Genomic DNA, 25410 nt, shown 5'->3' with positions numbered 1-25410 from the left:
GCGTCCGTGGCCCGGTTTCCGGAGGTATGCCATGTGTCGCCATCGACCGCACTGCCCACCGGCCGACGCCGTCGACCGGGACGCCGCGCACACCGTCGCCTCCCATCCCGAGCAGGGATGGAGCCTGCTGTGCAACGGCGTCATCGTCTTCGACGACACGGGAGAGCTCCTGCCGGACGGCGGCGTCGTCCCGCCGCACCGGCCGACCGACGCCGTACCGAGACCGCAGCCTGCGCGGCCTCGTCCGCAACGGCAACGTGTGCGCTGCGGCCGCGACCGAGGAGGTACGGCGTGAGCACCCGGCCGATCAATGATCACGGCCTGTTGTCGGACTGCCGCTCGGCCGCGCTGGTCACGTCGGACGGCTCGGTGGACTGGCTGTGCTCTCCCCGCTTCCACAGCCCGGCGACCTTCGCCAGGCTGCTGGACGAGGACGCCGGCCACTGGTCCATTCGTCCTCGCGGTCCCGCGCGGGTCACCCGCAGGTACCTGGAAGACACCCTCGTCCTGGAGACGACCTTCCACACCCGAGGTGGCACGCTCGTGCTCGTGGACGCCCTCGCCCTGGGCGACCGCGAGCGCGGGCACCGCCTGGGCGTCTCCTCGCCGGGTGTCCTCCTGCGCGAGGCCATCTGCGTCCAGGGACGCGTCGCCCTCGAGGTGACCTACGCTCCCCGTCCCGAGTTCGGGCTCGTCCATCCGCTGCTGGAATCCCGCCCCGGCGCGCTGGTCGCCCGCGGCGGTGCCCAGGTGCTCACGCTGTCGACGCCGATCGACCTTCGGGTGAGCGGCTCGATCGCGCACGGCACGGTCACGCTCCGCGCCGGTGAACGCCTCGGCATGGCCCTGCACGCCCGTCCCTGCTGGGAGGCGGAACCGGAGTGCTGGAGCCCGCGCGCCGTCCACCGCCGCATCATGGACACCATCGCCGGCTGGCGCTCCTGGTCCCGGCTGCACGCCGACTACCACGGGCCCTGGCAGAACGAGGTGGGACACAGCGGACGAGTGCTGCGGGCGCTGACCTTCGCCCCCACGGGCGCGATCATCGCCGCGGCCACCACCTCCCTGCCCGAACGCATCGGCGGAGAACGCAACTGGGACTACCGCTACACCTGGATCCGCGACGCCAGCCTCACCGTCCAGGCCCTCACCACCGTCTCCTCGTGCGACAGTGAGCAGGAGGCGTTCTTCGCCTTCCTCGCCCGCACCGCGGCCACCCAGCTCGACCGGGGCGTGGACCTGCAGATCATGTACGGCATCGGCGGCGAGTGCGATCTGACCGAGCGGTCGCTGCCCCACCTGACCGGCTGGCGCGACAGCGCGCCCGTGCGCGTCGGCAACGACGCGTGGCGCCAGCGCCAGCTGGATGTCTACGGCGAGATGCTCGACGCGGCCCACCGGCTCTCCGGTCACGCCACCGAGCACCGCCTCGACGCCGTCACGCGCGCCTTCCTGCTCGGCGCGGCCGACGCGGCGGCCCGCCGCTGGCGGGAACCGGACCAGGGCATCTGGGAGATCCGCGGGCCGAGCCGCCACTTCCTGCACTCGAAACTCATGTGCTGGGTGGCGCTCGACCGCGCCATCGCCCTGGCGCCCGCCCTCGGCGCCACCGGCCGCGTCGACGATTGGAAGCGCACCCGCGCCCAGATCCGCGCCGCGATCCTGACGGAGGGCTGGAACGCGGAGACCGGCACGTTCACCCGGGCGTTCGGCGACACCGACCTCGACGCGTCCGCGCTGACCATCCCCATCGTCGGCTTCCTGCCCGGCGACGACCCTCGCGTCCGCGCCACGGTCGCGGCCGTCGCCACCCGCCTGACCGACACGCGAGGTCTGGTACGCCGTTACGACGCCGCCGACGGGATCGCCGGAGACGAGGGTGCCTTCCTCCTGTGCACCTTCTGGCTCTCCCACGCGCTGGCCCTCACCGGCCGACGCGCACCCGCCGAGCAGGCGTTCCGGACGGCCACCTCCTTCGCCAACGACGTCGGCCTCCTCGCCGAAGAGGTCGACTCCGCCACCGGTGAGCCCATCGGGAACTTCCCCCAGGCGTTCAGCCACGTCGGCCTGATCAACGCCGCACGCGCCATCCGTGACACCGCGCGCGGACGGCCCACGGCCGGTTCCGGCCGTTGCGCGCTGCGTCGGGACGCTCACGCCGTAGCGCCGGCACCGATGTGAGGGCCTGTCCCGTCCGAAGGCGGGGCGTGATGAGAGCCGTGTTACGCCGTGCGAATCCCGTGAAAGCGGATGAAAGGCCATTGCGGCTTGATCGGCTGATTGTTGTGCTTTTCGCAGCCCCGCGAAGCCCTCCGCCCGCGATTGGTCCGACCCGTCGCGGGCGGATTCCGGTGATCGGAGATGGTATGCGAAGGACCCTGGCCGCCTGCGCCGCCCTGCTCGCCGCCCTCGGCGCGGGCTGCGCGACCAGTGGCACGTCCGGTCAGAAGCAGGCCGACCAGAACGCCCCGGCCACGCTCACCTACTGGTCGACCGGAGGCGACGACGACACCGCCATCTTCCAGGGAGCGGCCGACCTCTACCACCGGTCGCACCCCCGGGTGACGATCAAGGTCCAGACCCTGACCTGGGACGACGCGTACGCCAAGATCCTCGCCGCGGTGACCGCCCGCAACGGACCGGACATCATCTCCGGCGGCATGACGTGGGGCATCCAGTTCGGCCGCAGAGGCGGCATGGTCGACCTGCGCAAGTACGAGATCGACCCGCTCAAGGCGCAGGCGCATCCGGCCCAGTGGAAGTCGGCCGTCTCTCCCGACGGCACCATCTACGGCGTCCCGCTCGACATGTCCACCGAGCTCCTCTACTACCGCACCGACCTGCTGAAGAAGGCGAACGTGGCCGCGCCGCCGAAGACCTGGGAGGAGCTGACCGCCGACATCGGCAAGCTCAAGGCGGCCGGGGTCGCGCGGCCGTTCAGCATCGACTGGGGCAACCTCGACTGGATCGGCTACTTCAACTTCCTCTACCAGGCGGGCGGCTCCTTCTACACCCCGGACTGCAAGCCCGCGCTGGACACGCCGCAGGCGCGCCGGGCCCTGGACTTCTACGTCGGCCTCTACCGGACGTACGGCGCGCCGACCGCGAACATCAGCGGCGAGAACGCCCTGGAGACCGGGACCGCGATGACGTACGCCGGGAACTGGATCGGCAACACGATCACCGCTTCCAAGCCGAAGCTGAAGGGCCGGTGGGCGGTGACGACGATCCCGGTGGGCCCGGTGAACCCGACGGCGTTCATCGGCGGGCGCTCGATCGGCGTGATGTCGTCCAGTAAGCACGTCGCCCAGTCGGTCGACTTCATCAAGTTCCTCTACACCGACCAGGCGATCGAGACGATGGCCGGCATCGCCAAGGGCCGCGGAGTGCCCTACCTTCCGCCCCGGCCCGACCGGCTGGACAAGGTGGACCTGACCCCCGGCGAGCGCACGGCCATCGCCGACTCGTTCAAGACCGGCGTCGCCGCGCCCGGCTGCCCGGGCTGGGACGAGAGCGCGCCGGAGGTGGGCAAGCAGCTACAGGCGGCCATCCTCGGTAAGACCGACGCGGGGACGTCGCTACAACGCAGCGCACAGGTGATGCAGCGGAACGCGGGATGACGCGCGGCGTCGCCGGCACCACGGGACGGGTGAGGCCGTACGCGGCTGAGGGACGCCGGACGCGCGTGCGGCGTGGCGCCGTGTCGTACGTGATGCTGCTGCCGTTCGCCGCCCTGTTCGTCGCGTTCCTGCTGTGGCCGCTGGCCAACTCGCTCTACCTCAGCCTGACCGACTTCGACGGGATCAACGCCCCGCGGTTCACCGGGCTCGGGAACTTCCGCCGGATGCTGCACGACGACCGGTTCCGCCACGCCCTGTCCAACACCGCGCTGTACGTCGTGGCGACGGTGGTGCTCACGACGGTGCTGTCGCTGGGAATCGCGCTGGCCTTCCGGGGTTCGGCCTGGCGGGACCGCGTGATGCGGACGATCTTCTTTCTGCCGTCGGTCACCTCCACGATCGCGATCATGCTGATCTGGAAGTGGATCTTCGATCCGAACGACTTCGGGCTGGCCAACACGGTCATCGGCTGGTTCGGCCATGGGCCGGTCCAGTGGCTGGCGACCCCCGGCCTGAGCGTGCCGATCCTCGTGCTGATGGCGGTCTGGGGCGGCATGGGCTACGGGATGGTCATCTTCGTGGCCGGCCTGAACGCCATCCCGGAGGAGTACTACGAGGCCGCCCGGATCGACGGGGCGTCCACCTGGCAGCAGTTCCGCCGGATCACCCTTCCGCTGCTGCGCCCGGTGACGACGTATGTCGTCGTGACCTCGCTGATCGGCGCCTTCCAGGTGTTCGAGGCGGTCTACATCGTCTACCGGACGCAGGCCAACACCATCGGCGGCGTCCTGGACTCGGCGCTGATGATCGTGCCGTACCTGTACGACATGGGGTTCACCCACTTTCAGCTCGGCTACGCCTCGGCGATCGCCTGGGTGCTGTTCGCCGTCATCTTCGGGATCAGTCTGGTCAACCTGCGTGCCGGCCGGGCACTGGAGGAGATCCGATGACCGCCACGGGAGCCACCGGCCGTCGCCGGGACGTCCGGGGAACGCTGCTGCGGCTGCCCTTCTACCTGCTCGCGCTGACGATGATCATGCCGTTCTACTGGATGCTGATCACCGTCTTCAAGCCGTTCTCCGAGGTGACCCGCCAGCCGCCCTCCTTCGTGCCGGAGCATCCGACGTTCGACTCCTTCTACGACCCGGCCTGGACGCCCCAACGGACCTCGGCCGCGCACACCAACGGGTTGTTCCAGCGCTTCCCGCAGGTGTCGCTCGGGTTCTGGCGCTTCCTGATCAACAGCCTGCTCATCACGACGACGATCACGGTCGGCTCGCTCCTGATCTGCTCGCTGGCCGCGTACGTCATCGCCAAGCACCGGATCCGCGGCCGGCGGGTGATCTTCCTCGTGATCGTCGCGTCGATGATGGTGCCATGGCAGACGACGCTGGTGCCGAACTACGTGATCGTCCGTAATCTCGGCTGGCTCGACACCTACCAGGGGTACATCGTGCCCGCGCTGGCCAAGGCGTTCGTCGTGTTCTTCCTCGTGCAGTACCTGCACGCGATCCCCGACGAGCTGATCCAGGCCGCCCGCGTCGACGGCGCGGGGGAGTGGCGGATCTGGTGGCGGATCGTGCTGCCGTTGCTCCGGCCGGCCCTCGCCGCCATGTCGATCCTCATCGTGCTGGCGGAGTGGAACAACTTCCTGTGGCCGCTGATCATCGTGCAGAGCGACCGGATGGCGAACGTCCCGGTCGCGCTGGCCCGGATGAACTCCTACTACGTCGGCGCGCAGAGCGAGGGCGCGATCATGGCCGGGGCCCTGCTGGCGTCGCTGCCGACGATCGTCTTCTTCCTGTCCTTCCAGCGGCACTTCACCCGCGGGATCGTCCTGTCGGGCATGAAGGGCTGAGCCGCCGGGTGGCGGAATTCATGGTCGTGAGCGCGTCTGCCCTGGTAGATGCGGGTTTGTGGCTGGATTCAGGTGGCGTGACTCCCACGTTATTCCCAATTCCCGATGGATTTTGTAGGGTTTTGTCCGTGTCCAGAACGGAAGTCCCGGTGCTGTCGCTGACCGACGCGCGTCGTCGGCGCGCCGACCGCGCCCGCCAGGTTGCCGACATGCTGCGCCGCCGGCTGCACGTCGGCGTTCTGCCGGGGGAGGCCGAGCTCGTCCGGGAGTTCGGCACCTCGCGGAACACCGTGCGCGACGCGCTCGACCTGCTGCGCGCGGAAGGACTGGTCGAGCGACTGCCCGGCGTCGGCACCGTCGTCGTGGGCCGGAAGTACGCCCACGGCCTCGACCACCTGCTCGGGCTGGCCGAGACCCTCCACTCCCACGGTGAGGTCACCAACGAGCTCCGGGCGACCGGGCTGATCACCGCACCGCCGGCCATCACCGCACGGCTGCGCCTGCCCGACGGCGAGCCCGTCGTCTACATCGAACGGCTCCGCCGCCTGGCCGGCAGCCCGCTCTCCCTCGATCTGACCTACCTGGTGCGCGACGTGGGAGAGCCGCTGCTGCGCGAGGACCTCGCCCACAACGACGTCTTCGTGCTCATCGAGCGGCTCACCGGGACGCGCCTGGGCACCGCCGACCTGACCGTCGAGGCGGTCAACGCCGACCAGCACTCGGCGGCCGTCCTGGAGGCGGCCCCGAACGCGGCGCTGCTGATGGTCGAGCGCCTGACCCACCTGGCCGACGGACGGCCGGTGGACCTGGAGTACATCCGCTTCCGCGGCGACCGCCTGGCCATGCGCGGCACGGCACGGCGGGATCCGGCCGAGGAGGCCGGAGCATGAGGGGGCCGGCGGCCGTACGCCGCGGCGTACGGCTCGTCCGCCGTCTCCACGTCGACCTGCGCCGTCAGGCCGGAGCCCTGTGTAGCCGCTGAGAGCAGGGCGGGACGCGCCGGCGGATCACCTCGCCGCCCTTGCAGCGTCCGTGCCCGCGCCCTGAGAGCACCTGCGCCGCGATCACCCTTCACCGCTGGTACGGCCTTCGGAGTCCCATCATGCCTCTTGTCAACCACCGTGCCGACGTGCCCGTGACCGTCGACGAGTCCCTGTGCATCGCCGGGTGCACGCTCTGCGTCGACGTGTGCCCGCTGGACGCCCTGGCAATCCACCCGGAGACCGGCAAGGCGTACATGCACGTCGACGAGTGCTGGTACTGCGGCCCGTGCGCGGATCGATGCCCCACCGGCGCCGTGACCGTGAACATCCCCTACCTGCTGCGCTGACGCTGCGGAGCGCGAGAACGAGATGCGAAAAACGAGAACGTCCGTCCTGCTCACGGCCCTGATCCCGATCGTCGCCGGCTGCACCGTGGCCGGCAACGCCGCCGAGGGGAGCATCCGCGTCGTCGTCGGCTACCAGTCCAAGACCATCAACACCGTCACGGCCGGCACGCTGCTGCGCTCACTCGGCTCGTTCGAGTCCCGGCTCGCCGCGCTCGGCCGGCGGACCGGCAAGAAGTACACGGTCGTCTGGCAGGACTACGACACCGGAGCGCCGATCACCGCGCAGATGATCGCCGGGAAGATCGACATCGGCTCCATGGGCGACTATCCGCTGCTGATCAACGGATCCCGCTCCCAGGCCCAGGGCGGTGACGCCCTCACCGAGATGGTGTCCGTCACCGGGTACAACCTCAAGGGAGCGCTGAACGGCGTCGTCGTCGCACCGGGGTCGAGCGCCCGGACGCTGCGGGACCTCAAGGGGCAGGCCGTCTCCGCCAGCGTCGGATCCGCGGGGCACGGGACGCTCGTCCAGGCGATGCGGAAGTACGGTCTCGACGCCGCCCACGACGTCCGGATCGAGAACCAGCAGCCGCCGGTCGGCACGTCGGCGCTGCAGTCCGGCAGCGTGAAGGCGCTGGCCCAGTTCGTCGCCTGGCCCGGCCTCCTGGTCCAGAAGGGGCAGGCGCGGCTGCTCTACGACGGCGGCTCGCTCGACGTCCCCACCTTCCACGGGGTCGTGGTGCGCAAGAGCTTCGCCGGTGCGCGGCCGGACGTGCTGAAGGCCTTCCTCCAGGCGCAGATCGACGCGACCCGCTCCCTGCACGCCGCCCCGGTCAAGGCGGCGGAGACGGTCGCGCGGGCGACCGGCCTGCCCCCGGAGGTGGTCTACCTGTACAACGGCGCCGGGGGAGTGGCGACCTTCGACCTGACGATCAAAGCCCCGCTGCGAGCGGCCTTCGAGCACGACGTGCCGTTCCTGAAGTCGATCGGCGTGCTGCAGAAACCGCTCGACCCCACGAAGTTCATCGACGACACCTACCTGCGGCAGGTGTACGGCGGCTCCTACGCCGCGGATGCGGCGTCCACCGCGAATCCGGCCGCCATCACCGGGACGGACGCCGCCTGCCACGTGCCCGTCAAGGACCCCGCGACCGCGGGCGAGATCTGGCTGAACGGCGAAGAGACCACGCATCCGGCGGCCGACCCCGTCTGCCTGCTCCGCGGGATCCGGGCGTTCCAGCGCGTAGGCCGGACGGTCCGCGCCGCGTACGTGCCCGGCGCGGCGACCGGGACCCGGTGGTTCGCCGACAAGATGGTCTGGGTGCTGGACCCCGCGGCCGCGAAGGATCGGCGGCTCATCCCGTTCACCACTCCGGAACAGGCGCGCGCCTACCTCGCCGGGCACGCCGGCGCGAAGACCGTCTCGTACGCGGAGGCGGTGAGCGCGGCATGAGCGGCCTGATCACCCGGGACGCGCGCGTGCGGGCGCGGCCCGCGCGGGAGACGACGCCGTCACTCGCGCCGCCTGCGGCACCGCGCCTCCGGCGGGTGGCGCTGCGCGCGGCGTCCGTGCTCGCCGCCCTCCTGGTCTGGCAGGCGGTCACGGCGGCGAACCTGCGGGTGGGGGTGCGGTTCGACCGGCTGCCCGGCCCCCTCGAGGTCGCCCGGCAGTTCGCCGATCACCTCGGCGGCGGCCAGTACTACCTCGACGTGGCGCAGAGCCTGGTCCGGATCCTGACCGGCTTCACGCTGGCCGCAGCGCTGGGGATCACGGTGGGCGTCCTGGTGGCACGGTCGCGGCTCGCCGAGGACCTCCTGCAGCCTCTCTTCGAGCTGGTCCGCCCGATCCCGGCGATCGCGATGGTGCCCGTCGCCATCCTGGTCTTCCCGAAGAACGAGCAGGGGGTCGTGTTCATCACCTTCGCCGCGGCGTTCTTCCCCATCCTCGTCAGCACCCGGCACGCCGTACGGGCCCTGCCGACCGTGTGGGAGGACGCGGTCCGGACCATGGGCGCCGGACGGTGGCGCGTGCTGTGGAGCGTCGTGCTCCCCGGGGCCCTGCCGGGGGTGTTCGGCGGGCTGTCGATCGGCATGGGCGTGGCCTGGATCTGCGTGATCTCCGCCGAGATGATCTCCGGCGACTACGGCATCGGCTACCGGACCTGGCAGGCGTACACGATCGTCGACTATCCCGGGGTCATCATCGGCATGCTCACGATCGGCCTGCTCGGCAAGCTCACCTCGGGCGCCGTCGAGCTGGTCGGCCGCCGGGCCACACGCTGGCTCCCCGCCGAGGCGAGGAGCCGGTCATGAGCGTCGCGTGTGGCGGAGCGGCCATGACCGTACTGGAATCGCGTGCGGAGGAGTGGTCATGAGCGTGCTGGAGACGCGTACGGACGAGGCGGTCGTGAGCGCCCTCGAGCTGCGCGCCGAGGAGGTCGCGCTCGGCTACCCCGGCTCGCCCGTCATCGCCGGACTCGACCTGCGGGTACGGGCGGGGGAGATCCTGGTCGTCGTCGGGCCGTCCGGCTGCGGCAAGTCGACCCTGCTCCGCGCGTTCGCCGGCCTGCTGCCGGCCTCCGCGGGCCGCCTCCTGGCCGACGGCGCGCCGATCGCCGGGCCGTCCTCCGACCGGGCGCTGATCTTCCAGGACGACGCTCTGCTGCCGTGGCGATCGGTCCGCCGCAATGTCGAACTGCCCCTCTCCGTACGCGGCGTGCCCCGGCGGGAGCGGAGAACGCGGGCCGAGGAGTGGCTGCACCGGGTGGGCCTCGGCGAAACGGGGGACCGGCTGCCGCGCGAACTGTCCGGCGGCATGCGCCAGCGGGTCCAGCTCGCCCGCACGCTGGCCGGCGCGCCCCGCGCCGTCCTGATGGACGAGCCGTTCGGCGCCCTGGACGCCCAGACCCGCGCGGTGATGCAGCGCCTGCTCGTCGGCGTGTGGCAGGCCGCCCCCACCACGGTCGTCTTCGTCACCCACGACGTCGAGGAGGCGCTCCTGCTCGGCGACCGGGTCGCGGTCCTCGGCCCGGCCGGGATCGAGGTGGAGATCGACGTCTCCGATCCCCGGCGACCCGATTCACCCCTACGCGAGGAGGAGCGGACCCGGATCCTCGCGGCACTCGGTACCCGCGCCGGCGTGCCCGCCGGAGCGGCCGGAGAGGAGAGCGGCTGATGGACGTCCCCCCGCCGAGCACGCGGCAGGAACTCCGCGCCGACGTGGTGGTCGTCGGCGGCGGGACCGCCGGGACGATGGCCGCGATCACCGCGGCCGAACACGGGGCCTCCGTACTCCTGCTGGAGAAGGCGCACGTCCGGCACTCCGGCGCGCTGGCGATGGGCATGGACGGCGTCAACAACGCGGTCATCCCGGGCCGCGCCGAACCCGAGGACTACGTCGCCGAGATCACCCGCGCCAACGACGGCATCGTGAACCAGCGCACGATCCACCAGACCGCCACGCGCGGCTTCGCGATGGTCCAACGGCTCGAACGCTACGGCGTGAAGTTCGAGAAGGACGAGCACGGCGAGTACAACGTCCGCCGGGTGCACCGCTCCGGCAGCTACGTCCTGCCGATGCCCGAGGGCAAAGACGTCAAGAAGGCGCTCTACCGGGTGCTGCGGCAGCGGTCGATGCGCGAGCGGATCCGCATCGAGAACCGCGTCATGCCCGTGCGCGTCCTCACTGAAAGCGGCCGGGCGGTCGGCGTCGCCGGGTTCGACACCCGCACCGGGGAGTTCACTGTCGTCTCGGCCGGCGCGGTCATCCTGGCGACCGGCGCGGCCGGACGGCTCGGCCTGCCCGCCAGCGGCTACCTGTACGGCACGTACGAGAACCCGACGAACGCCGGCGACGGCCACGCGATGGCCTACCACGCCGGCGCCGAGCTCAGCGGCATCGAGTGCTTCCAGATCAACCCGCTGATCAAGGACTACAACGGGCCCGCCTGCGCGTACGTCGCCAATCCCTTCGGCGGCTACCAGGTCAACGCCGCGGGGGAGCGCTTCGTCGACTGCGACTACTGGTCCGGGCAGATGATGGCCGAGGTCAAGCGGGAGATCGACTCGGCGCGCGGGCCGATCTACCTGAAGCTGACCCATCTGCCGGGCGAGACGATCGACACCCTCAAGGGCATCCTGCACACCACCGAGCGGCCGACGCGCGGCACGTTTCACGCCGGTCGTGGCCACGACTATCGCACCCACGACGTGGAGATGCACATCTCCGAGATCGGTCTGTGCGGAGGGCACTCGTCCTCGGGCGTGTGGGTCGACGAGAACGCCGCGACCACCGTGCCGGGCCTGTACGCGGCCGGCGACCTCGCCTGCGTGCCGCACAACTACATGATCGGCGCCTTCGTCTTCGGCGACCTGGCGGGCGCGCACGCAGCCGCCCACGTGACACACGGCGGCCTGCCCGAGGATCAGATCGCCGCCGCGCACGAGCTGATCTACCGGCCGCTGCGCAACCCCGACGGCCCGCCGCAGGAGCAGGTGGAGTACAAGATGCGCCGCTTCGTCAACGACTACGTCGCCCCGTCGAAGACCGCGGCCAAGCTGGAGATCGCGATCGAGACGTTCACCCGTATGGAGCGGGAGATCGCCGAGATGGGCGCCCGAACCCCGCACGAGCTGATGCGCTGCGTCGAGGTGACCTTCATCCGCGACTGCGCCGAGATGGCCGCGCGGTCCTCCCTGGCCCGCACCGAGAGCCGGTGGGGGCTGTACCACGACCGCGCCGACCTGCCCGAACGCGACGACTCCTCGTGGTTCTGCCATCTCAACCTGCGCCGCGCGGCCGACGGGTCCATGGAGTTCCTGAAGCGGCCCGTCGCACCGTACATCGTGCCGGTCGAGGAGTTCACCGTGCCCGAGGCGGACCCCGAGCCGGTCGTCCTCGGCCCGGTGGGCGGCACGTACCGGCCCGTGGGCCCGGAGGAGGACACCGCCACCCGCCTCGGCGGCGGGGGCAACGGACGCTCGCCGCGCATCCTGGAGCTCCTCGAACTGGTCGAGGAACGGCCCGAGCTCGACCGGCTCCGGCCCTACCTGATGGACCCCGACCCGAAGGTACGGCGGGCGGTCGTGACGGCCCTCACCGAGGTGGTGCCGGACGGCGTGGCCGGAGCGCTCGCCGAGCGCCTGGACGACGACCAGCCGTCGGTCCGCCGCGCCGCCGCCACCGGACTGCGGGAACTGGTCGAGGTGCTGCCCGCCACCGAAGAGGTACGCGCGTGCCTCACCCGGCGACTCACCGCCCGCGACCCGATCGCCCGCGCCGCCGTCCTCGACGTGCTGCGCGCGCTCCGCCTCGCCGACCGGGATGCCTTCGCCGGAGCGCTCGCCGACGAGGATCAACGGGTACGTCTGCAGGCCGTCCGGGGACTCGTGTCCCTGGACGCCGCCGAGGCCGTCGCGCGCGCCGCCGCCGACCCGTCCCGCGAGGTACGGGTGGCCGTCGCCCACGGGCTGGGCGCGATCGGCTCTCCGACGTCGGCCGGCACCCTGCGCGAACTCGGCGCCGATCCCGACCCGCTGGTTCGGGCCGCGGCTCTCGAGGCGTTCGCGCCGATCGGCTGCCCGCCGCCCCTGGACGCCGACGCCACGGCCGCGCTCGGCGATCCGGCCTGGCAGGTGCGGACCGGAGCGGCACGCGGCCTGGCCGGCGCGGACGGCGCGGTCGCGATCGGCCCGCTGGTCAAGGCCCTGGCAGACCCGCACCTCGACGTCCGCAAGGCGGCGGTGATCTCACTCGGCCGGTGGGCCGCCGACCCGGACGCCGCCGAGGCACTGCGGAGAGCCCTGGACGACGGCGACGCGGACGTACGCGGCTACGCCCGCCACGCGCTGGGCGTACGCGGGGCGGGCACGTCGCGCTGACGGCCGGCCACCGAAGCCGATGTGCGCGGCCACTCGTAACCGTCGAGCTCATCGACTTTTGACCACCGGGCCACAAATCACGGTCAGCACCGATCAGCGGCATGAGAGTGCGCCTGCCGAGTTCCATCCTTAATGGAGATCGGGGCGGAACGCGAGACGTTCCCGGCGGGGGTGAGTTCCGCGGTCCGCCATTTGTCTTGATCTGGCATCATGCCCGCCATGGACTATCACCGGCAATTCCATCGCGCGGCGATCGAACGGGGCATCCCGGAGGATGAGGTCAGCAAGTTTGCCGAGTTCCTGCGATTCGCGATCTGGACAAGTGAGCGCCGCAACGGCGTTCCGGTCGGGCGAAGCGGCGGGTTGCCCCGGCTGCCGGTGGGCATGGGGTGGCCGTCCTCCGAGTACGGGCCGCTGCCGTTCGTCGCCTCCTTCGACTGCGCGGCGCTTCCCAGAGTCGACGGCCTCGCCCTGCCGGCGGACGGCTCGCTGCTCTTCTTCTTGCACCACGAGTGGGCCGACGACACCTGTTCCATCGCCGACGAGCAGGAGTTCGCGCGGGTTGTGTATGTGCCGGCCGGCACCAACACCGCAACAGCGGAGGAGCCCGACCACGACGAGGAGATGTTCTGCAATATGACGCTCGACTTCGTCGGCCGGGAGTACGACCTCTTCGCCACGGTCAACGCGGAACTGCCCAGCTGGTTCGAGGACGACGATGAGGACGAGGGTTCGCGGTCCGACAACCAGGAGCACCTGGCTCGCAACCTGCCACACATAAAGGAACTCTGCGCTCTGGCCGGAGAGCTCTGGCCGGAAAGCAACGGCGCCGCCTTCCGCCTCGGCGGGTACTCCATGGGCATCGGCGAGCTTTCCACCGCCTACATGTACACCACCCCGGAGACCAGGATGGCGGAGGACATTTTTGAGGCACGCGAAAAGGCCGGCGAACTCGTCATCCCGCCGGACGAGTGGGATCTGCGCCTGGAGGAGGAGGCTCTTCGGGTGATGCGCGAGTGGGTGCCGCTTGCCCAGTTCGAGCCGGACGACGTCTACTGCGGGCGTTTCATGATCCGCCACGACGACCTCGCCGCCGGTCGATTCGACAAGGCACTCTCCTTCACCGCATTCACCGAATAGGCGGCGCGGCGTCGGCGTCGGTTCGGCCGACGGCTGATCCCTGTCAAATCTTGTGTACCGATCGGTGCGTTCTGACTTCCCAGGCGGGCCGCTGGAGCTCGTCGTTGTTCACGATGATGTCGGCGTGGTCGGTCGGGCGGTCCTGGGCGAAGTAGAGCTGTTGGGAGGGGATGTAGCGGTCGCGCCAGGACCGCTCGATCTCGGTTGTGTCGGCGGTGAGTCCGGCCAGTGCTGTGCCTCGGTCCTGGGCGCGATCCAACGTCCGATCGAACGTGACGGCCATGAAGATGCTCAGGTCCCACCGGTCGAGCAGCTCTGGGCGCAGGAGGAAGACACCGTCGAAGAGCAGCACAGCGTCCGCGGGGGCCGTGGTGATCGGGAGGGACAGTGTGGTGTCCGTTTCCCGGTCGTAGACCGCTGTCTGGAACCTTCGATCTCCGTTCGGGCCCAGCGGGTCGAGTAGCACCCGGCGCATCGCGTCGTGGTCGTGGGCGTCGAAGTAGCAGCCTTCGGCCGAGTACTGGCCGCGTCGATAGCGCTGGGCGCGGGGGAACAGGAAGTCATCGATCGTCGCGCGGATGACGTCGCGGCCCTGTGCGCGGAGGACGACGGCGAGTTCGTCGGCCAGCGTGGTCTTGCCCGCGGCGGGCGGCCCGTCGATGGCGACCCTTAGCGGGTGCGTGGTCGTGGCGGATCCGACCTCCGCGGCCAGTCTGCCGAGGAGATCGTCGCGGGTGCCGTGTCGCATTATCTGTCCCCTTGCCCGTTCGCCTGACGTGAGTTGATGCCCTTGCGTAAGATCTCATCGCGATCTTCGTAGGACAGGTCCAACACCCTCGGATCCGCCGATGGGAGTCCGTGCGGGCGCCGAGGTCAGCTGCATGGCCCGATCCCAGAACTTCGCGCCGGGAGGCGGCGCACCCGTGATTCCTGCTCGTTTGGGGCGAAGCCGGAGGATCTCTTCATGTTGGGCCGCCAGGCATGAGAGGGCCTGGTCACGCAAGTCGATAAGTTCCTCGATGACCTGATCGCGGGCCATGCGGCCATGCCTCGATAACCGTGCGGACGTGCGGTGTGCGGACCGGATCTGCCGAGCTCGCGCCTAGGAGATCGACCCGCACCCGCGGGTTTCATGGCGCGCACGAATCAGGCCGTCGGCTGCGGCTCCAGCTTCGGGTCTGGACCGTAGGCGTTGTCTCCGCGGTCGCCGGGGGTGGCCATGAAGACGATGAGGATGATGGTCCCGATGATGGGGATGAGGCCGATCAGCAACCACCATCCGGTCCGCCCGGTGTCGTGCAGCCGACGGACGCCCACCGCGAGCGACGGGATAAGCACCGCGAGTCCGTAAACGAAGCCGAGGATACCGACCAGCCTCACCGCCGTACCGATCAAATCAAGCACCACGGTGATGATGACGTTGAAGAGGACGAACATCCAGTATTCCGTACGGCGTGCTCGCCCGTCGAAACCTGCATAATTCCTGAGTACGGCAAGATACCAGCTCATGCGCCCTCCCACCGGTTTCGCCGCAAGCCTTTTTATCCCCTCAAGGCCCGCACGCTAAATGTAAGGTAAAGGAGCTACGTCGGCAAGACTCCGACCCAGGGCGCGCTGGAGCTAATCCGTCGACGATGACCTGGCGATAATGATCGACGATCAAGGTCAGCAGCCTTCCTTGCCGCCTCGATCACAGATGAGGCTCGGATCGGCCGCGATTTCATCGCATCTTTGTTGGCGGACATTTGTCGGCGTTCAAGATCGGCTGGCATCGCTCATGTCGAGCGACCACTGGTCTGTGAATTCGGTGGCTCACGTGACGGAGGAATCTCAGCTGCCAACTTGTGCGGCCTTTTCCAGAAGATCGGCGGCCGCGTCGGTCCGGGCCCGCTCCAAGAAGACTTCTGAGGAGGGTCGACTGATCGCGCTCGCCGGTCGTCAGCCCGTCCTCGGCCAGAGCAGACCGGCGCGGGCCCGCTTCCGGTCGCCGGCGTTACGAAGGTTGTGGATGAGCGGACGCATTCGGTGCCCGGTACATTCAGGGCAGTGCAGCCGATGAAGATCGACAGTGAGTTCGTCACGGATCCACGCGCCACGTACGCCCGCCTGCGCGAGCAGGGACCGGTGCATCGCGCCCTGGCCCCGGACGGAACCGAGGTCTGGCTGGTCACCCGGTACGAGGACGTCCGCAAGGCGCTGGCCGACCCGCGGCTGTCGTTGGACAAGGCTCATTCCAGCGGCGGATACAAGGGGTTCTCGCTGCCGCCCGCCCTGGACGCGAACCTGCTGAACATGGACGCGCCGGCCCACACGCGGCTGCGCCGGATCGTGGCGAAGGGGCTCACGCCGCGCCGGATCGAGCGGCTCCGGCCCCGCGTACGGGACGTCGCAGAAGAACTGCTGGACGCGCTCGACGGACGCGACGAGGTCGACCTCCTCGCCGCGTACTGCGCGCCGTTGCCGATCGTCGTGATCTGCGAGCTCCTCGGCGTCGACGCGGCGGACCGGCCGGACTTCCGCTCCTGGACCGATGGCCTGCTCGCGCCCGAGACCCCGCAGCAGGCGCGCGACTCGCTGGGCTCGTTGTACCGCTTCATTCTCGGCCTCATCGCGGCCAAGCGGGCGACGCCGGGTGAGGACATGCTCAGCGCGCTGATCCAGCTCCGCGACGAGGAGGACCGGCTCAGCGAGGACGAGCTGACCTCCGCGGCGTTCCTGGTCCTGTTCGCCGGCTACGAGAACACCATGCACCTGCTGGGCAACGGTCTCGTCGCTCTGTTGACCCGCCCGGAGGCGCTGACCAGGGCGCGCGCGGAGCTCACCCCGGCCGTAGTGGACGAGCTGCTGCGGTTCGACCCGCCGCCACAGCTCGCGATCCGGCGGTTCCCGGTGACGGACGTGGAGATCGGCGGGGTGACGATTCCGGCGGGGGAGACGGTCATGCTCTCCCTGGTGTCCGCCCACCACGACCCGGACCGGTTCCCCGATCCGGAGCGGCTCGACCCGGGCCGCACCGACAATCCGCACCTCGGCTTCGGGCACGGCCCGCACTACTGCCTGGGCGCGTCGCTGGCGCGCATGGAGGTCGAGGCGGGCATCGCCGCGCTGCTGCACCGGTTCCCGCAGCTCGCGCTCGCCGTCGCCGAGAAGGATCTGGAGTGGCGCGACTCCTTCCGCAACCGCGGGCTCCGCGCCCTCCCCGTCACCCTGCGGTGACGGTTCACGGCGCTCACAGCCACTTTCGTCGCTTGAACACCAGGTAGGGCAGGAAGGACCCCAACGCCATCACGACCAGCGCGGCCGGGTAAGTGTCCAACGTCATGAGCTCGGGGAACATGACGAGGCCCGGGACGGCGATCCGGGCCTCGGAGATGTCATCCTTGACCCGGACGGGCGCCGAACCCGGGAACAGGAGAACAGCGATGCCATCGCGCAGGCCCGCTACCGACGATGCCGACGACGCGGGGATGGAGGTCACTCCGCCGGAGCGCGCCGCGGCCGGTCTTCCGGGCGTCCGTGTCGGCCTGGGTGAGGCGCTGCGGGAGATGGGGCCGCGCCGCACGGCCCTCACTCTGCTCCGCGTGAACCAGAAGGACGGGTTCGACTGTCCCGGCTGCGCCTGGCCGGAGGGCGACCACCGGCACGTCGCGGAGTTCTGCGAGAACGGTGCCAAGGCCGTCGCGGAGGAGGCCACGACCCGCCGGGTGACGCGGGAGTTCTTCGCCGCCCACCCGGTGACGGAGCTGGCTGAGCGGAGCGACCACTGGCTGGGCAAACAGGGCCGGCTCACCGAGCCCATGCTGAAGCGGGCCGGCAGCGACCACTACGAGCCCGTCTCGTGGGACGAGGCGTTCGCGCTGGTGGCGGCCGAGCTGACCGCGCTGTCGTCCCCGGACGAGGCCGTCTTCTACACCTCGGGCCGTACGTCCAACGAGGCGGCGTTCGCCTACCAGCTCTTCGTCCGGACGTTCGGCACGAACAACCTGCCGGACTGCTCGAACATGTGCCACGAGTCGTCGGGTTCGGCGCTGACCGAGACGCTCGGCGTCGGCAAGGGGTCGGTGCTGCTGGAGGACCTGCACACCACCGACCTGATCTTCGTGGTCGGGCAGAATCCGGGGACCAACCACCCGCGCATGCTGTCCGCGCTGGAACGGGCCAAGAAGGCCGGGGCACGGATCGTGGCGGTCAACCCGCTGCCGGAGGCCGGGCTGATCCGGTTCAAGAACCCGCAGAAGGCGTCCGGGCTGGTGGGGAAGGGAACGCCGCTGGCCGACCTGTTCCTGCAGATCCGGGTGAACGGCGACCTGGCGCTGTTCCAGGCCCTGAACCGCCTGCTGCTGGACAAGGACGCCGTCGACCACGAGTTCCTGGCCGCCCACACCGACGGGTTCGACGAGCTGGCCGCCCACCTGCGCGCGCTCGACTGGGAACAGGTCCTGGAGGCGACCGGGCTGTCGCGGGAGCAGATCGACGAGGCGCTCGCCGAGGTGCTGCGGGCCGAGCGGATCGTCGTCTGCTGGGCGATGGGGCTGACCCAGCACAAGAACTCCGTGCCGACCATCCGCGAGGTCGTGAACTTCCTGCTGCTGCGCGGCAACGTCGGCCGGCCCGGCGCGGGGGTGTGCCCGGTGCGCGGGCATTCGAACGTCCAGGGCGACCGGACGATGGGCATCTACGAGAAGCCGGCCCCGGCGTTCCTGGACGCGCTGGGCGCCGAGTTCGGGTTCGAGCCGCCGCGCGAGCACGGCGTGGACACGGTCGCGGCGATCCGCGCGATGCGGGAGGGCCGGATCAAGGTCTTCTTCGGCATGGGCGGCAACTTCGTCCGGGCGGCCCCGGACTCGGCGGTGACCGAGGCGGCGATGCGGACCTGCCGGCTCACCGTCCAGGTGTCCACCAAGCTCAACCGCTCGCATGCCGTCGCGGGGGAGCAGGCGCTGATCCTGCCGACGCTCGGCCGTACGGAGCTGGACGTACGGGCGAGCGGCCCGCAGGTCGTGTCGGTCGAGGACTCGATGGGGATGGTGCACGCCTCGCGGGGCCGGCTGCGGCCCGCCTCCCCGGAGCTGCTGTCGGAGGTCGCGATCGTGTGCCGCCTGGCCCGGGCGGCCCTGCCCGGCGCGGGGGTCGACTGGGCGGCGCTGGAGGACGACTACGACCGGATCCGCGACCACATCTCCCGGGTCGTCCCGGGCTTCGCCGACTACAACGCCCGCGTCCGGCGGCCGGGCGGGTTCACGCTGCCGCACGCCCCGCGCGACGAGCGGCGCTTCCCGACCGCCACCGGGAAGGCCCGGATCACGGTCAATCCCCTGGAGGTGCTGCGGGTGCCGGAGGGGCGGCTGCTGCTGCAGACCGTCCGGAGCCACGACCAGTACAACACGACCGTCTACGGCCTGGACGATCGCTACCGGGGCGTACGGGCCGGACGCCGGGTGGTGTTCGTCAACCCGGCCGACCTGGAGGCGCTCGGGATCGCCGACGGTGCCCTCGTCGACCTGGTCGGCGAGTGGGCCGACGGCGTGGAGCGCCGGGCGCCTGCCTTCCGCGTCATCGGGTATCCGACCGCGCGCGGCTGCGCGGCGGCCTACTTCCCGGAGACGAACGTCCTGGTCCCCCTGGACAGCACGGCCGACGTCAGCAACACCCCGACGTCCAAGTCCGTGATCGTCAGGCTCGAACCGGCGGGGTGACGGACGGTCGTGTCCGGCCGCTTGCGCAGCGTGTTTTGGGGGCGACCCTGCGGGTAAGGCGAAGCGTGTTAAGGCGGGGACGAATTCATCGTATGTGCGCCTAATTTCGACGTTTCCGGCATCGGGGGATGGCCGAGGTCGAGATGGGTCCAGGGCGGTGCGGGGCACGGTGCCCGCCCTGGCGACGGCGCTAAGGGGGACGATCATGAAGGACGGACTGCGGATCGCCCTGGCCGTCGGCGCGGGCTATCTGATGGGGCGCAGACGCAAGATGAAGCTCGCGTTGACGCTCGCGGCGGCCGGGGCGTCCGGCCGTATCGCCAAGAACCCGGCCGGCCTGGTCAAGCAGGGCACCAAGCTGCTCAGCGCCTCTCCCGAGGTCAAGGTCCTGACCGAGACCGTTCGCGGGCGCCTCGTCGAGGCCGGCAAGGCGGCCGCCGTCACGGCGGCGAGCAGCCAGATCGACGCGCTGAGCGACCGCCTCCAGCGGCGGACCGACTCTCTGCTCCGGCCGCCCGGTGGCGCGCGGGAGGCCGATGAGGAGTACGAGGGCCGGGAGGCCTACGAGGACGACTACGACGAAGAGCGCGAGGAACGCCCGAGGCGCCGGCCTCCCGCCGGCCGCGGCCGGCCCCGTGCCTCCCGGAAGGACGTCGCCCCGGACGAGGATGAGGAAGTCGAGCGGCCGCGGGCCGCACGGCGCGGTGCGGATGCCGGGGACGCGCCCGACGAGGAGAGCGAGCGGCCACGGCGGGCCGGCCGGTTCGGCGGGTCGCCCGTCCGGCGGACACGGAGGTGAGTCCCGTGACGGAGGCGACACGCTCGGCCAGGAAGGCGGCACGCTCGGCGACCCGACCGCTGGAGGAGGCCACCGAACGCCTCCCCGGCGGCGAACTGCTCAAGGGCCTGCCCACCGACCGGCTGCTCAACGAGGTACAGGGTCTGATCACCGCCATGGGCACGCGAGCCCTGCTCCGCCTCATCGCCCGGGTCGAAGGCGCCGCGGACCGGCTCGGCGACTACTCCGAGCACGGTGAGGGCGGCCTGCTGTCGGCGCTGACGGGAGGCGCCGGCGGTGGTCTGCTGTCCGCGGCGACCAAGGGCAAGGGCGGCGGCCTGCTGTCCGCGGTGACCAAGGGTGGCGGCGGTCGCCTGCTGTCCGCCCTGGCCGGAGGAGGCGAGGGCGGGTCGCTGAAGGACCGGCTCGCCCCAGGCTTCAACGCGCTGAAGGCGTACACCAAGACCAAGATCGAACAGAAGGCACGCGGCGGCAAGGGCGGCAAGGGCAAGAAGCTCAAGGTCACCAACATCGTCGAGACGCTCGACGTCGGCGTGCCACTTCGGCTGGCCTACGACCAGTGGACCCGGTTCGAGGACTTCCCCTCGTTCACCAAGAAGGTCGAGGACGTCCACCAGGAGTCCGACGAGAAGGTCCGCTGGAAGGCCCATATCCTCTGGTCGCACCGCGACTGGGAGTCGACCATCATCGAGCAGGTCCCCGACCGGCGGATCGTCTGGCGGTCCAAGGGCCCCAAGGGCTACGTGGACGGCGCGGTGACGTTCAGCGAGATCGGGCCGGACCTGACCCGCATCGCGCTCGTGCTGGAGTACCACCCGAAGGGGTTCTTCGAGTACACCGGCAACCTGTGGCGCGCCCAGGGACGCCGTGCGCGCCTGGAGTTCAAGCACTTCCAGCGGCACGCCATGACCCAGGCGATCCTGCGCCCGGACGAGATCGAGGGCTGGCGCGGGGAGATCCACGACGGCCAGGTCGTCAAGGACCACGAGACCGCGCTGCGCGAAGAGCAGGAGGCCGAGGGCCGGCGGAACGCGAGCGCGCGAAAGAGCCGGAACGCGCGGGGCGGCGCGGACGCGGGGAACGGTACGCGGAGGAGGAGTCCGAGTACGAGTACGACTACGAGGACGAAGAGCCCGGCGAGGAGTTCCGGAGCCGCGAGGCCGTGAGTTCCGGGCGGCGGGGCGAGACCGGGCGCGGGGACCGGCCTGAACGCTCGGCACGCCGCGAGCGCCGAGGCTGACCGAGGACACATTGGGGGGACCATGACCACGGCAGTACAGCCGGCGGGCGGGGGCATGGGGCGGCCTTCGGGAGGCGGCCTGGCCGACGTCATCGACACGATCCTGGACAAGGGCCTGGTCATCGACGCGTACGTCCGGGTTTCGCTGGTCGGCATCGAGGTGCTGACCATCGACGCGCGCATCGTGGTGGCCAGCGTCGAGACCTACCTGCAGTTCGCCGAGGCGGCCGGCCGCCTGGACCTGACCCAGACCGAGGAGCAGGGGATCCCCGGACTGATGAAGGACATCCAGGAGGGCGGCGCCAAGCACAAGACCCGGGGCGCCATCGAGGGCGTCGGCGAGAAGCTCCGTGAGTTCGTGGGCGCCGACGACGCCGAGCGGGCCGTACGGCGGCACCGTCGGCTGGAGGGGGACTGAGATGGCAGCACCCGAGCAGACCCAGGACGCGCAGGAGGAGCGCGCCGTCGGCTGCTACGTGTACGGCATCCTGCCCGGAGACGTCGAGGTGAGCCCCGACGCGCACGGCCTGCGGGACAGCGACGTCGGCCTGGTCCGCCACGGGCGGATCGCCGCCCTCGTGAGCGAGATCCGGACCGGATCCCCGATCGGCCGGCCGGAAGACCTCACCGCGCACCAGCGGCTGCTGGACGAGGCGGCCGTGGAGGTCCCGGTGCTGCCGCTGCGTTTCGGTGCGGTGCTGACGAGCCGCGAAGCCGTCGAGGACGAGCTGCTGGCCGCCAACCACGACCAGTTCCTGGCCGCCTTGAACGCGATGGAAGGGCGCGTCGAGTACGTCCTGAAGGGCCGTTACGAGGAGCGCGCCGTGCTCCGCGAGATCCTGGCGCAGGTCCCCGAGGCCGCCCGCCTCCGCGAGGAGATCCGCGACCGGCCCGAAGAGCTCACCCGCGACGCCCGGATCCGCCTGGGCGAGGTCATCAACCAGGCGATCTCCGCCAAGCGCGATGCGGACACCCGGCAGGCCGTCCAGGCGCTGTCCGGCCACACGGCGGCGAACGTCCTGCGCGAGCCGACGCACCGCGAGGACGCCGTCCAGGCCGCCTTCCTCGTCGAGACCTCGCAGCGGCAGCGGTTCGAGAAGGCCGTGGAGGAGCTCGCCCGAGAGTGGCGGGGCCGCGTGAGCCTCCGCCTGCTCGGCCCGATGGCGCCGTACGACTTCGTCATCACGCCGAGGCCGGGAGGGTGATCCGGTGGGGCTGATCTCGTCGATCCTCACGTTGCCGGTCCTCCCGGTGAAAGGCGTGATCAAGCTGGGCGAGGTGATCCAGCAGCAGGTCGAGCAGGAGCTCACGAGCCCGATGGCGATCCGCGCCCAGCTCGAGGAGCTCGAGCGGCAACGCCAGGCCGGCCTCATCTCGGAGGAGGAAGAGGCCGAGGCGCAGCAGGAGATCCTCGGCCGTCTGATCGGCGGCCAGGCCACCGGCGCCCCATAAGGGGTCCGGCCGCCTCGCCGGAAGGGAGAAACCGTGTCCGCCAGCCGCAGAGACCGGCCGGAACGCGCGCACGGGCGGCGGCTCGACGAGTCCGACGAGGACTACGCGGCCGAGTACGAGGACGCCTACGAGGAGGACGAGCCGGAGGCGCGGCCGAGGCGTCGCCGCGCCGCCTCACGCTTGCCCGCGGCGGAGGCGGCGAAGGCCGCGCTGCGGGAGATCACCGCGCTCACCGGCAAGAGCGCGGAGGGCGTGACCTCCGTACGCCCGGCGGAGGACGGCTGGGTGGCCGGCGTGGAACTGCTCGAGGCGCGCCGCATCCCCTCCTCTTCGGACACGCTCGCCCTCTACGAGGTCGAGATCGACGACGGCGGCGACCTGACGTCGTACCGCCGGATCCAGCGGTACCCGCGCGGCCGCAGTGAGGCGTCATGACCCCGGGCGAGCCGCGCGGTGGCTACGTCACGCCGTACGGGGCGGGGCAGGGGGGCGGGCGCGAGCCCGCCAACCTCGGCGACATCCTCGAGCGCGTCCTGGACAAGGGCATCGTGATCGCCGGCGACATCCAGGTGAACCTCCTCGACATCGAGCTGCTCACCATCAAGCTGCGGCTGCTGATCGTGTCGGTGGAGACGGCGCGGGAGCTGGGCATCGACTGGTGGGAGCACGACCCGTGGCTGACGGGCGACCGGCACGGCCTGGAGGAGGAGAACCGCCGGCTGCGGGAGCGGGTCGCCGACCTGGAAGAAGGCCGGGGCACGCGGAGAGGCGCCGGCCTGGAGGAGGGCCGGGGCGGGCGGCGAGCCGTCGAGGCCCCGTACGAGGAGTCGTCCGGCCGCCCGGACCCGGAGCGCCGCCGTACCGATCCGGAGCGCCGTCGTGACTGAGTCCGGAACGTACCTGTACGCCATCGCCCCGGACACCAGGGCGGCCCTGCCGTCGGGTCTGACGGGGCTGCTCGGCGCGCCGGTGCGGACGATCACGGAGGCGGGGCTCGTCGCGTACGCCGGGAGCGTGCCGCTCGAGCAGTTCGGCGAGGAGGGCCTGAAACGCAACCTGGAGGACCTGGCGTGGCTGGAGGCGACCGCCCGCGCCCACCACCAGGTCGTGGAGGCGGCCGCGGCGGTGGGCCCGGTCGCTCCCGTCCGGCTCGTCACCGTCTACCGCGACGACGAGCAGATACGCCGTCTGCTGCGCGAACGCGCCGAGGAGTTCACCGACGTGCTCGCCCGGGTGACCGGCCGCCGGGAGTGGGGCGTAAAGATCTACGCGACCGGCCGGGCACGCCCCATCCGGCGACGTGCGGACGCCCGGACCTTCGGAGCAGGCCACCGGGCGGCCCGGCACCGCGTACCTCAAGCGCCGCCGGACGGACCTGCGCACTCGCGAGGAGGCGTGGCGGAAGGCGGCCTCCCGCGCCGAGCGGATCGACGCGGCCCTGGCCGGGATCGCGGTGGCGCGCCGCCACCACCGGGCTCAGGACCCCCAGCTGTCCGGCCGTGACGACTGGATGGTGCTGAACGGCGCGTACCTCGTCGACGACGATCGAGGCGAGGAGTTCGCCGCCACGGTCGCCGCCCTTCGCGAGCCGGAGCTGGAGGTGCAGCTCACCGGGCCGTGGGCGCCGTACTCCTTCACGATCTCCGAGCCCGGCGCGGGAGGGACCGCGTGACGGTCGACCGTTCCACCGGGTCCCCGCCGACCGCACGAAGCGGCGTAGACCGCTCCACCGGGTACCCTCCGGCCGCGCGGAGCGGCGTTCCCGCCCAGCGCGTGGCGCTCGTCGACCTGCTCGACCGCCTGCTGGCCGGCGGTGTCGTCATCAGCGGCGACCTGGTCCTGTCCATCGCCGACGTCGACCTCGTCCGGATCTCGCTGCGGGTGCTGATCGGCTCGGTCGGCGGGGACGACGTCATCGCCCCGCGAGACCCCGAAAGCCGGAGGGCGGCGCGGTGAACGATCCCATCAACGCCCGTCCGCCCGCGAACGACCCCATCAACGCCCGTCCGCCCGCGAACGATCCCGTCCACGCCCGTCCGCTCGACCCGGACGCCGTCCACCCGGTGGGCACCCCGGTCCGCAGCGGAGGGCGGCGCATCGAGGCCGACTCCGAGACCGTCCAGCGCGACCTGGCCCAGCTGGTCCTCACCGTCGTCGAACTCGTACGGCAGTTGGTCGAACGCCAGTGCCTCCGGCGGGTCGACCAGGGCGACCTGTCCGACGAGCAGGTCGAGGAGATCGGCGTCACGCTGATGCGTCTGGAGGAGGCCATGGAGGAGCTGTGCGACCGGTTCGACCTCACGATGTCCGACCTCAACCTCGACCTGGGCCCGCTCGGCACCCTCCTGCCCACCGACGGCGACTGATCGCACGACGCGATCATCGAGGCGGGTAA

27 protein-coding genes and 2 pseudogenes are annotated in these 25410 nt (G+C 71.0%); 26 read left to right on the top strand and 3 right to left on the bottom strand.

What is annotated here, in order from left to right; all coding sequences use genetic code 11:
• Positions 1 to 31: 31 nt before the first annotated feature.
• From ACYVF7_RS30670 to ACYVF7_RS30610, 13 genes and pseudogenes are all read left to right on the top strand, one after another.
• Positions 32 to 211: pseudogene (locus ACYVF7_RS30670) on the top strand (DUF5999 family protein); the annotation flags it as partial.
• 80 nt (positions 212 to 291) lie between these two features.
• On the top strand, positions 292 to 2181 hold the full coding sequence (locus ACYVF7_RS30665) for a glycoside hydrolase family 15 protein (protein ID WP_460347592.1): 1890 nt from the start codon (positions 292 to 294) through the stop codon (positions 2179 to 2181).
• Positions 2182 to 2366: 185 nt separating this feature from the next.
• Entirely contained in the window at positions 2367 to 3620 is a 1254-nt protein-coding gene (locus tag ACYVF7_RS30660) for an extracellular solute-binding protein (protein WP_460347588.1), read from the top strand.
• Positions 3617 to 4570 (top strand): carbohydrate ABC transporter permease, encoded by a 954-nt coding sequence (locus ACYVF7_RS30655; protein WP_460347586.1) that lies wholly within the window; start codon positions 3617 to 3619, stop codon positions 4568 to 4570. Before ACYVF7_RS30660 ends, ACYVF7_RS30655 begins: the two co-directional genes overlap by 4 nt.
• Positions 4567 to 5478, top strand: a complete 912-nt coding sequence (locus ACYVF7_RS30650; protein ID WP_460347584.1) for a carbohydrate ABC transporter permease — start codon at positions 4567 to 4569, stop codon at positions 5476 to 5478. Before ACYVF7_RS30655 ends, ACYVF7_RS30650 begins: the two co-directional genes overlap by 4 nt.
• Before the next feature lie 128 nt (positions 5479 to 5606).
• Complete coding sequence (locus ACYVF7_RS30645) at positions 5607 to 6368, top strand: GntR family transcriptional regulator (RefSeq protein ID WP_460347582.1); 762 nt, start codon at positions 5607 to 5609, stop codon at positions 6366 to 6368.
• Positions 6365 to 6460, top strand: coding sequence for a putative leader peptide (locus ACYVF7_RS30640; RefSeq protein WP_460347580.1), 96 nt, complete (start codon positions 6365 to 6367; stop codon positions 6458 to 6460). The genes ACYVF7_RS30645 and ACYVF7_RS30640 overlap by 4 nt, the downstream gene beginning before the upstream one ends.
• A 120-nt stretch (positions 6461 to 6580) precedes the next feature.
• Complete coding sequence (locus ACYVF7_RS30635) at positions 6581 to 6808, top strand: 4Fe-4S dicluster domain-containing protein (protein ID WP_433189484.1); 228 nt, start codon at positions 6581 to 6583, stop codon at positions 6806 to 6808.
• A gap of 22 nt (positions 6809 to 6830) precedes the next feature.
• Positions 6831 to 8261, top strand: coding sequence for an ABC transporter substrate-binding protein (locus ACYVF7_RS30630; protein WP_460347578.1), 1431 nt, complete (start codon positions 6831 to 6833; stop codon positions 8259 to 8261).
• A complete protein-coding gene (locus ACYVF7_RS30625; protein ID WP_460347576.1) occupies positions 8258 to 9121 on the top strand; it encodes an ABC transporter permease in 864 nt (287 codons plus the stop codon). The genes ACYVF7_RS30630 and ACYVF7_RS30625 overlap by 4 nt, the downstream gene beginning before the upstream one ends.
• 58 nt (positions 9122 to 9179) lie before the next feature.
• On the top strand, positions 9180 to 9983 hold the full coding sequence (locus tag ACYVF7_RS30620) for an ABC transporter ATP-binding protein (RefSeq protein ID WP_460347574.1): 804 nt from the start codon (positions 9180 to 9182) through the stop codon (positions 9981 to 9983).
• The gene (locus ACYVF7_RS30615; RefSeq protein ID WP_460347572.1) at positions 9983 to 12688 is read left to right on the top strand and encodes a fumarate reductase/succinate dehydrogenase flavoprotein subunit; all 2706 of its coding nucleotides are present in this window, start codon (positions 9983 to 9985) and stop codon (positions 12686 to 12688) included. The genes ACYVF7_RS30620 and ACYVF7_RS30615 overlap by 1 nt, the downstream gene beginning before the upstream one ends.
• Before the next feature lie 210 nt (positions 12689 to 12898).
• Entirely contained in the window at positions 12899 to 13828 is a 930-nt protein-coding gene (locus ACYVF7_RS30610; protein WP_460347570.1) for a DUF1963 domain-containing protein, read from the top strand.
• A 43-nt stretch (positions 13829 to 13871) separates the two neighbouring features.
• Here the strand turns inward: ACYVF7_RS30610 and ACYVF7_RS30605 are convergent, their stop codons facing one another.
• On the bottom strand, positions 13872 to 14576 hold the full coding sequence (locus ACYVF7_RS30605) for a cytidylate kinase family protein (RefSeq protein ID WP_460347568.1): 705 nt from the start codon (positions 14574 to 14576) through the stop codon (positions 13872 to 13874).
• A 398-nt stretch (positions 14577 to 14974) separates the two neighbouring features.
• Entirely contained in the window at positions 14975 to 15349 is a 375-nt protein-coding gene (locus ACYVF7_RS30600) for a DUF805 domain-containing protein (protein ID WP_460347566.1), read from the bottom strand.
• A 534-nt stretch (positions 15350 to 15883) separates the two neighbouring features.
• Between ACYVF7_RS30600 and ACYVF7_RS30595 the strand changes: the two genes are divergently transcribed.
• Entirely contained in the window at positions 15884 to 17044 is a 1161-nt protein-coding gene (locus ACYVF7_RS30595; protein WP_460347564.1) for a cytochrome P450 family protein, read from the top strand.
• Between the two features lie 13 nt (positions 17045 to 17057).
• Here the strand turns inward: ACYVF7_RS30595 and ACYVF7_RS30590 are convergent, their stop codons facing one another.
• On the bottom strand, positions 17058 to 17306 hold the full coding sequence (locus ACYVF7_RS30590) for a hypothetical protein (protein WP_460358641.1): 249 nt from the start codon (positions 17304 to 17306) through the stop codon (positions 17058 to 17060).
• Here ACYVF7_RS30590 and ACYVF7_RS30585 point away from each other — a divergent pair.
• The 12 genes and pseudogenes from ACYVF7_RS30585 to ACYVF7_RS30530 all read left to right on the top strand — a co-directional run bounded on the left by ACYVF7_RS30585 (position 17251) and on the right by ACYVF7_RS30530 (position 25381).
• The gene (locus tag ACYVF7_RS30585) at positions 17251 to 19524 is read left to right on the top strand and encodes an FdhF/YdeP family oxidoreductase (RefSeq protein ID WP_460347562.1); all 2274 of its coding nucleotides are present in this window, start codon (positions 17251 to 17253) and stop codon (positions 19522 to 19524) included. The genes ACYVF7_RS30590 and ACYVF7_RS30585 overlap by 56 nt on opposite strands.
• 205 nt (positions 19525 to 19729) lie before the next feature.
• Entirely contained in the window at positions 19730 to 20323 is a 594-nt protein-coding gene (locus ACYVF7_RS30580) for a hypothetical protein (RefSeq protein ID WP_460347560.1), read from the top strand.
• A gap of 5 nt (positions 20324 to 20328) precedes the next feature.
• The gene (locus ACYVF7_RS30575) at positions 20329 to 21489 is read left to right on the top strand and encodes an SRPBCC family protein (RefSeq protein WP_460347558.1); all 1161 of its coding nucleotides are present in this window, start codon (positions 20329 to 20331) and stop codon (positions 21487 to 21489) included.
• Between the two features lie 96 nt (positions 21490 to 21585).
• The gene (gvpJ, locus tag ACYVF7_RS30570; protein ID WP_460347556.1) at positions 21586 to 21981 is read left to right on the top strand and encodes a gas vesicle protein GvpJ; all 396 of its coding nucleotides are present in this window, start codon (positions 21586 to 21588) and stop codon (positions 21979 to 21981) included.
• A 1-nt stretch (position 21982) separates the two neighbouring features.
• Positions 21983 to 22768, top strand: a complete 786-nt coding sequence (locus ACYVF7_RS30565; protein ID WP_460347554.1) for a GvpL/GvpF family gas vesicle protein — start codon at positions 21983 to 21985, stop codon at positions 22766 to 22768.
• 4 nt (positions 22769 to 22772) lie between these two features.
• On the top strand, positions 22773 to 23015 hold the full coding sequence (locus ACYVF7_RS30560) for a gas vesicle protein GvpG (RefSeq protein ID WP_460347552.1): 243 nt from the start codon (positions 22773 to 22775) through the stop codon (positions 23013 to 23015).
• Between the two features lie 33 nt (positions 23016 to 23048).
• Positions 23049 to 23450, top strand: coding sequence for a gas vesicle protein GvpO (gene gvpO / locus ACYVF7_RS30555; RefSeq protein ID WP_460347550.1), 402 nt, complete (start codon positions 23049 to 23051; stop codon positions 23448 to 23450).
• Positions 23447 to 23902, top strand: a complete 456-nt coding sequence (locus ACYVF7_RS30550; RefSeq protein WP_460347548.1) for a gas vesicle protein — start codon at positions 23447 to 23449, stop codon at positions 23900 to 23902. The genes gvpO and ACYVF7_RS30550 overlap by 4 nt, the downstream gene beginning before the upstream one ends.
• Positions 23895 to 24233: pseudogene (locus ACYVF7_RS30545) on the top strand (GvpL/GvpF family gas vesicle protein); the annotation flags it as partial. The gene ACYVF7_RS30550 and the pseudogene ACYVF7_RS30545, both read left to right, overlap by 8 nt.
• Before the next feature lie 82 nt (positions 24234 to 24315).
• Entirely contained in the window at positions 24316 to 24687 is a 372-nt protein-coding gene (locus ACYVF7_RS30540) for a GvpL/GvpF family gas vesicle protein (protein ID WP_460347546.1), read from the top strand.
• Positions 24684 to 24971, top strand: a complete 288-nt coding sequence (locus tag ACYVF7_RS30535) for a gas vesicle protein (RefSeq protein WP_460347544.1) — start codon at positions 24684 to 24686, stop codon at positions 24969 to 24971. The genes ACYVF7_RS30540 and ACYVF7_RS30535 overlap by 4 nt, the downstream gene beginning before the upstream one ends.
• The gene (locus ACYVF7_RS30530) at positions 24968 to 25381 is read left to right on the top strand and encodes a gas vesicle protein K (RefSeq protein WP_460347543.1); all 414 of its coding nucleotides are present in this window, start codon (positions 24968 to 24970) and stop codon (positions 25379 to 25381) included. Before ACYVF7_RS30535 ends, ACYVF7_RS30530 begins: the two co-directional genes overlap by 4 nt.
• The last annotated feature ends 29 nt before the right edge of the window (positions 25382 to 25410 follow it).

It is taken from the genome of Actinoallomurus acanthiterrae, from assembly GCF_054775715.1.
The sequence above is the reverse complement of the archived record's forward strand: the minus strand, read 5'-3'. Positions and strand labels throughout refer to the sequence as shown.

Coding starts and splice junctions, on each gene's coding strand:
- ACYVF7_RS30660 (WP_460347588.1), top strand. CDS start 2,367: ATGCGAAGGACCCTGGCCGCCTGCGCCGCCCTGCTCGCCGCCCTCGGC.
- ACYVF7_RS30655 (WP_460347586.1), top strand. CDS start 3,617: ATGACGCGCGGCGTCGCCGGCACCACGGGACGGGTGAGGCCGTACGCG.
- ACYVF7_RS30650 (WP_460347584.1), top strand. CDS start 4,567: ATGACCGCCACGGGAGCCACCGGCCGTCGCCGGGACGTCCGGGGAACG.
- ACYVF7_RS30640 (WP_460347580.1), top strand. CDS start 6,365: ATGAGGGGGCCGGCGGCCGTACGCCGCGGCGTACGGCTCGTCCGCCGT.
- ACYVF7_RS30635 (WP_433189484.1), top strand. CDS start 6,581: ATGCCTCTTGTCAACCACCGTGCCGACGTGCCCGTGACCGTCGACGAG.
- ACYVF7_RS30630 (WP_460347578.1), top strand. CDS start 6,831: ATGCGAAAAACGAGAACGTCCGTCCTGCTCACGGCCCTGATCCCGATC.
- ACYVF7_RS30625 (WP_460347576.1), top strand. CDS start 8,258: ATGAGCGGCCTGATCACCCGGGACGCGCGCGTGCGGGCGCGGCCCGCG.
- ACYVF7_RS30620 (WP_460347574.1), top strand. CDS start 9,180: ATGAGCGTGCTGGAGACGCGTACGGACGAGGCGGTCGTGAGCGCCCTC.
- ACYVF7_RS30615 (WP_460347572.1), top strand. CDS start 9,983: ATGGACGTCCCCCCGCCGAGCACGCGGCAGGAACTCCGCGCCGACGTG.
- ACYVF7_RS30610 (WP_460347570.1), top strand. CDS start 12,899: ATGCCCGCCATGGACTATCACCGGCAATTCCATCGCGCGGCGATCGAA.
- ACYVF7_RS30605 (WP_460347568.1), bottom strand. CDS start 14,576: ATGCGACACGGCACCCGCGACGATCTCCTCGGCAGACTGGCCGCGGAG.
- ACYVF7_RS30595 (WP_460347564.1), top strand. CDS start 15,884: ATGAAGATCGACAGTGAGTTCGTCACGGATCCACGCGCCACGTACGCC.
- ACYVF7_RS30585 (WP_460347562.1), top strand. CDS start 17,251: ATGCCATCGCGCAGGCCCGCTACCGACGATGCCGACGACGCGGGGATG.
- ACYVF7_RS30580 (WP_460347560.1), top strand. CDS start 19,730: ATGAAGGACGGACTGCGGATCGCCCTGGCCGTCGGCGCGGGCTATCTG.
- gvpJ (WP_460347556.1), top strand. CDS start 21,586: ATGACCACGGCAGTACAGCCGGCGGGCGGGGGCATGGGGCGGCCTTCG.
- ACYVF7_RS30565 (WP_460347554.1), top strand. CDS start 21,983: ATGGCAGCACCCGAGCAGACCCAGGACGCGCAGGAGGAGCGCGCCGTC.
- ACYVF7_RS30550 (WP_460347548.1), top strand. CDS start 23,447: ATGACCCCGGGCGAGCCGCGCGGTGGCTACGTCACGCCGTACGGGGCG.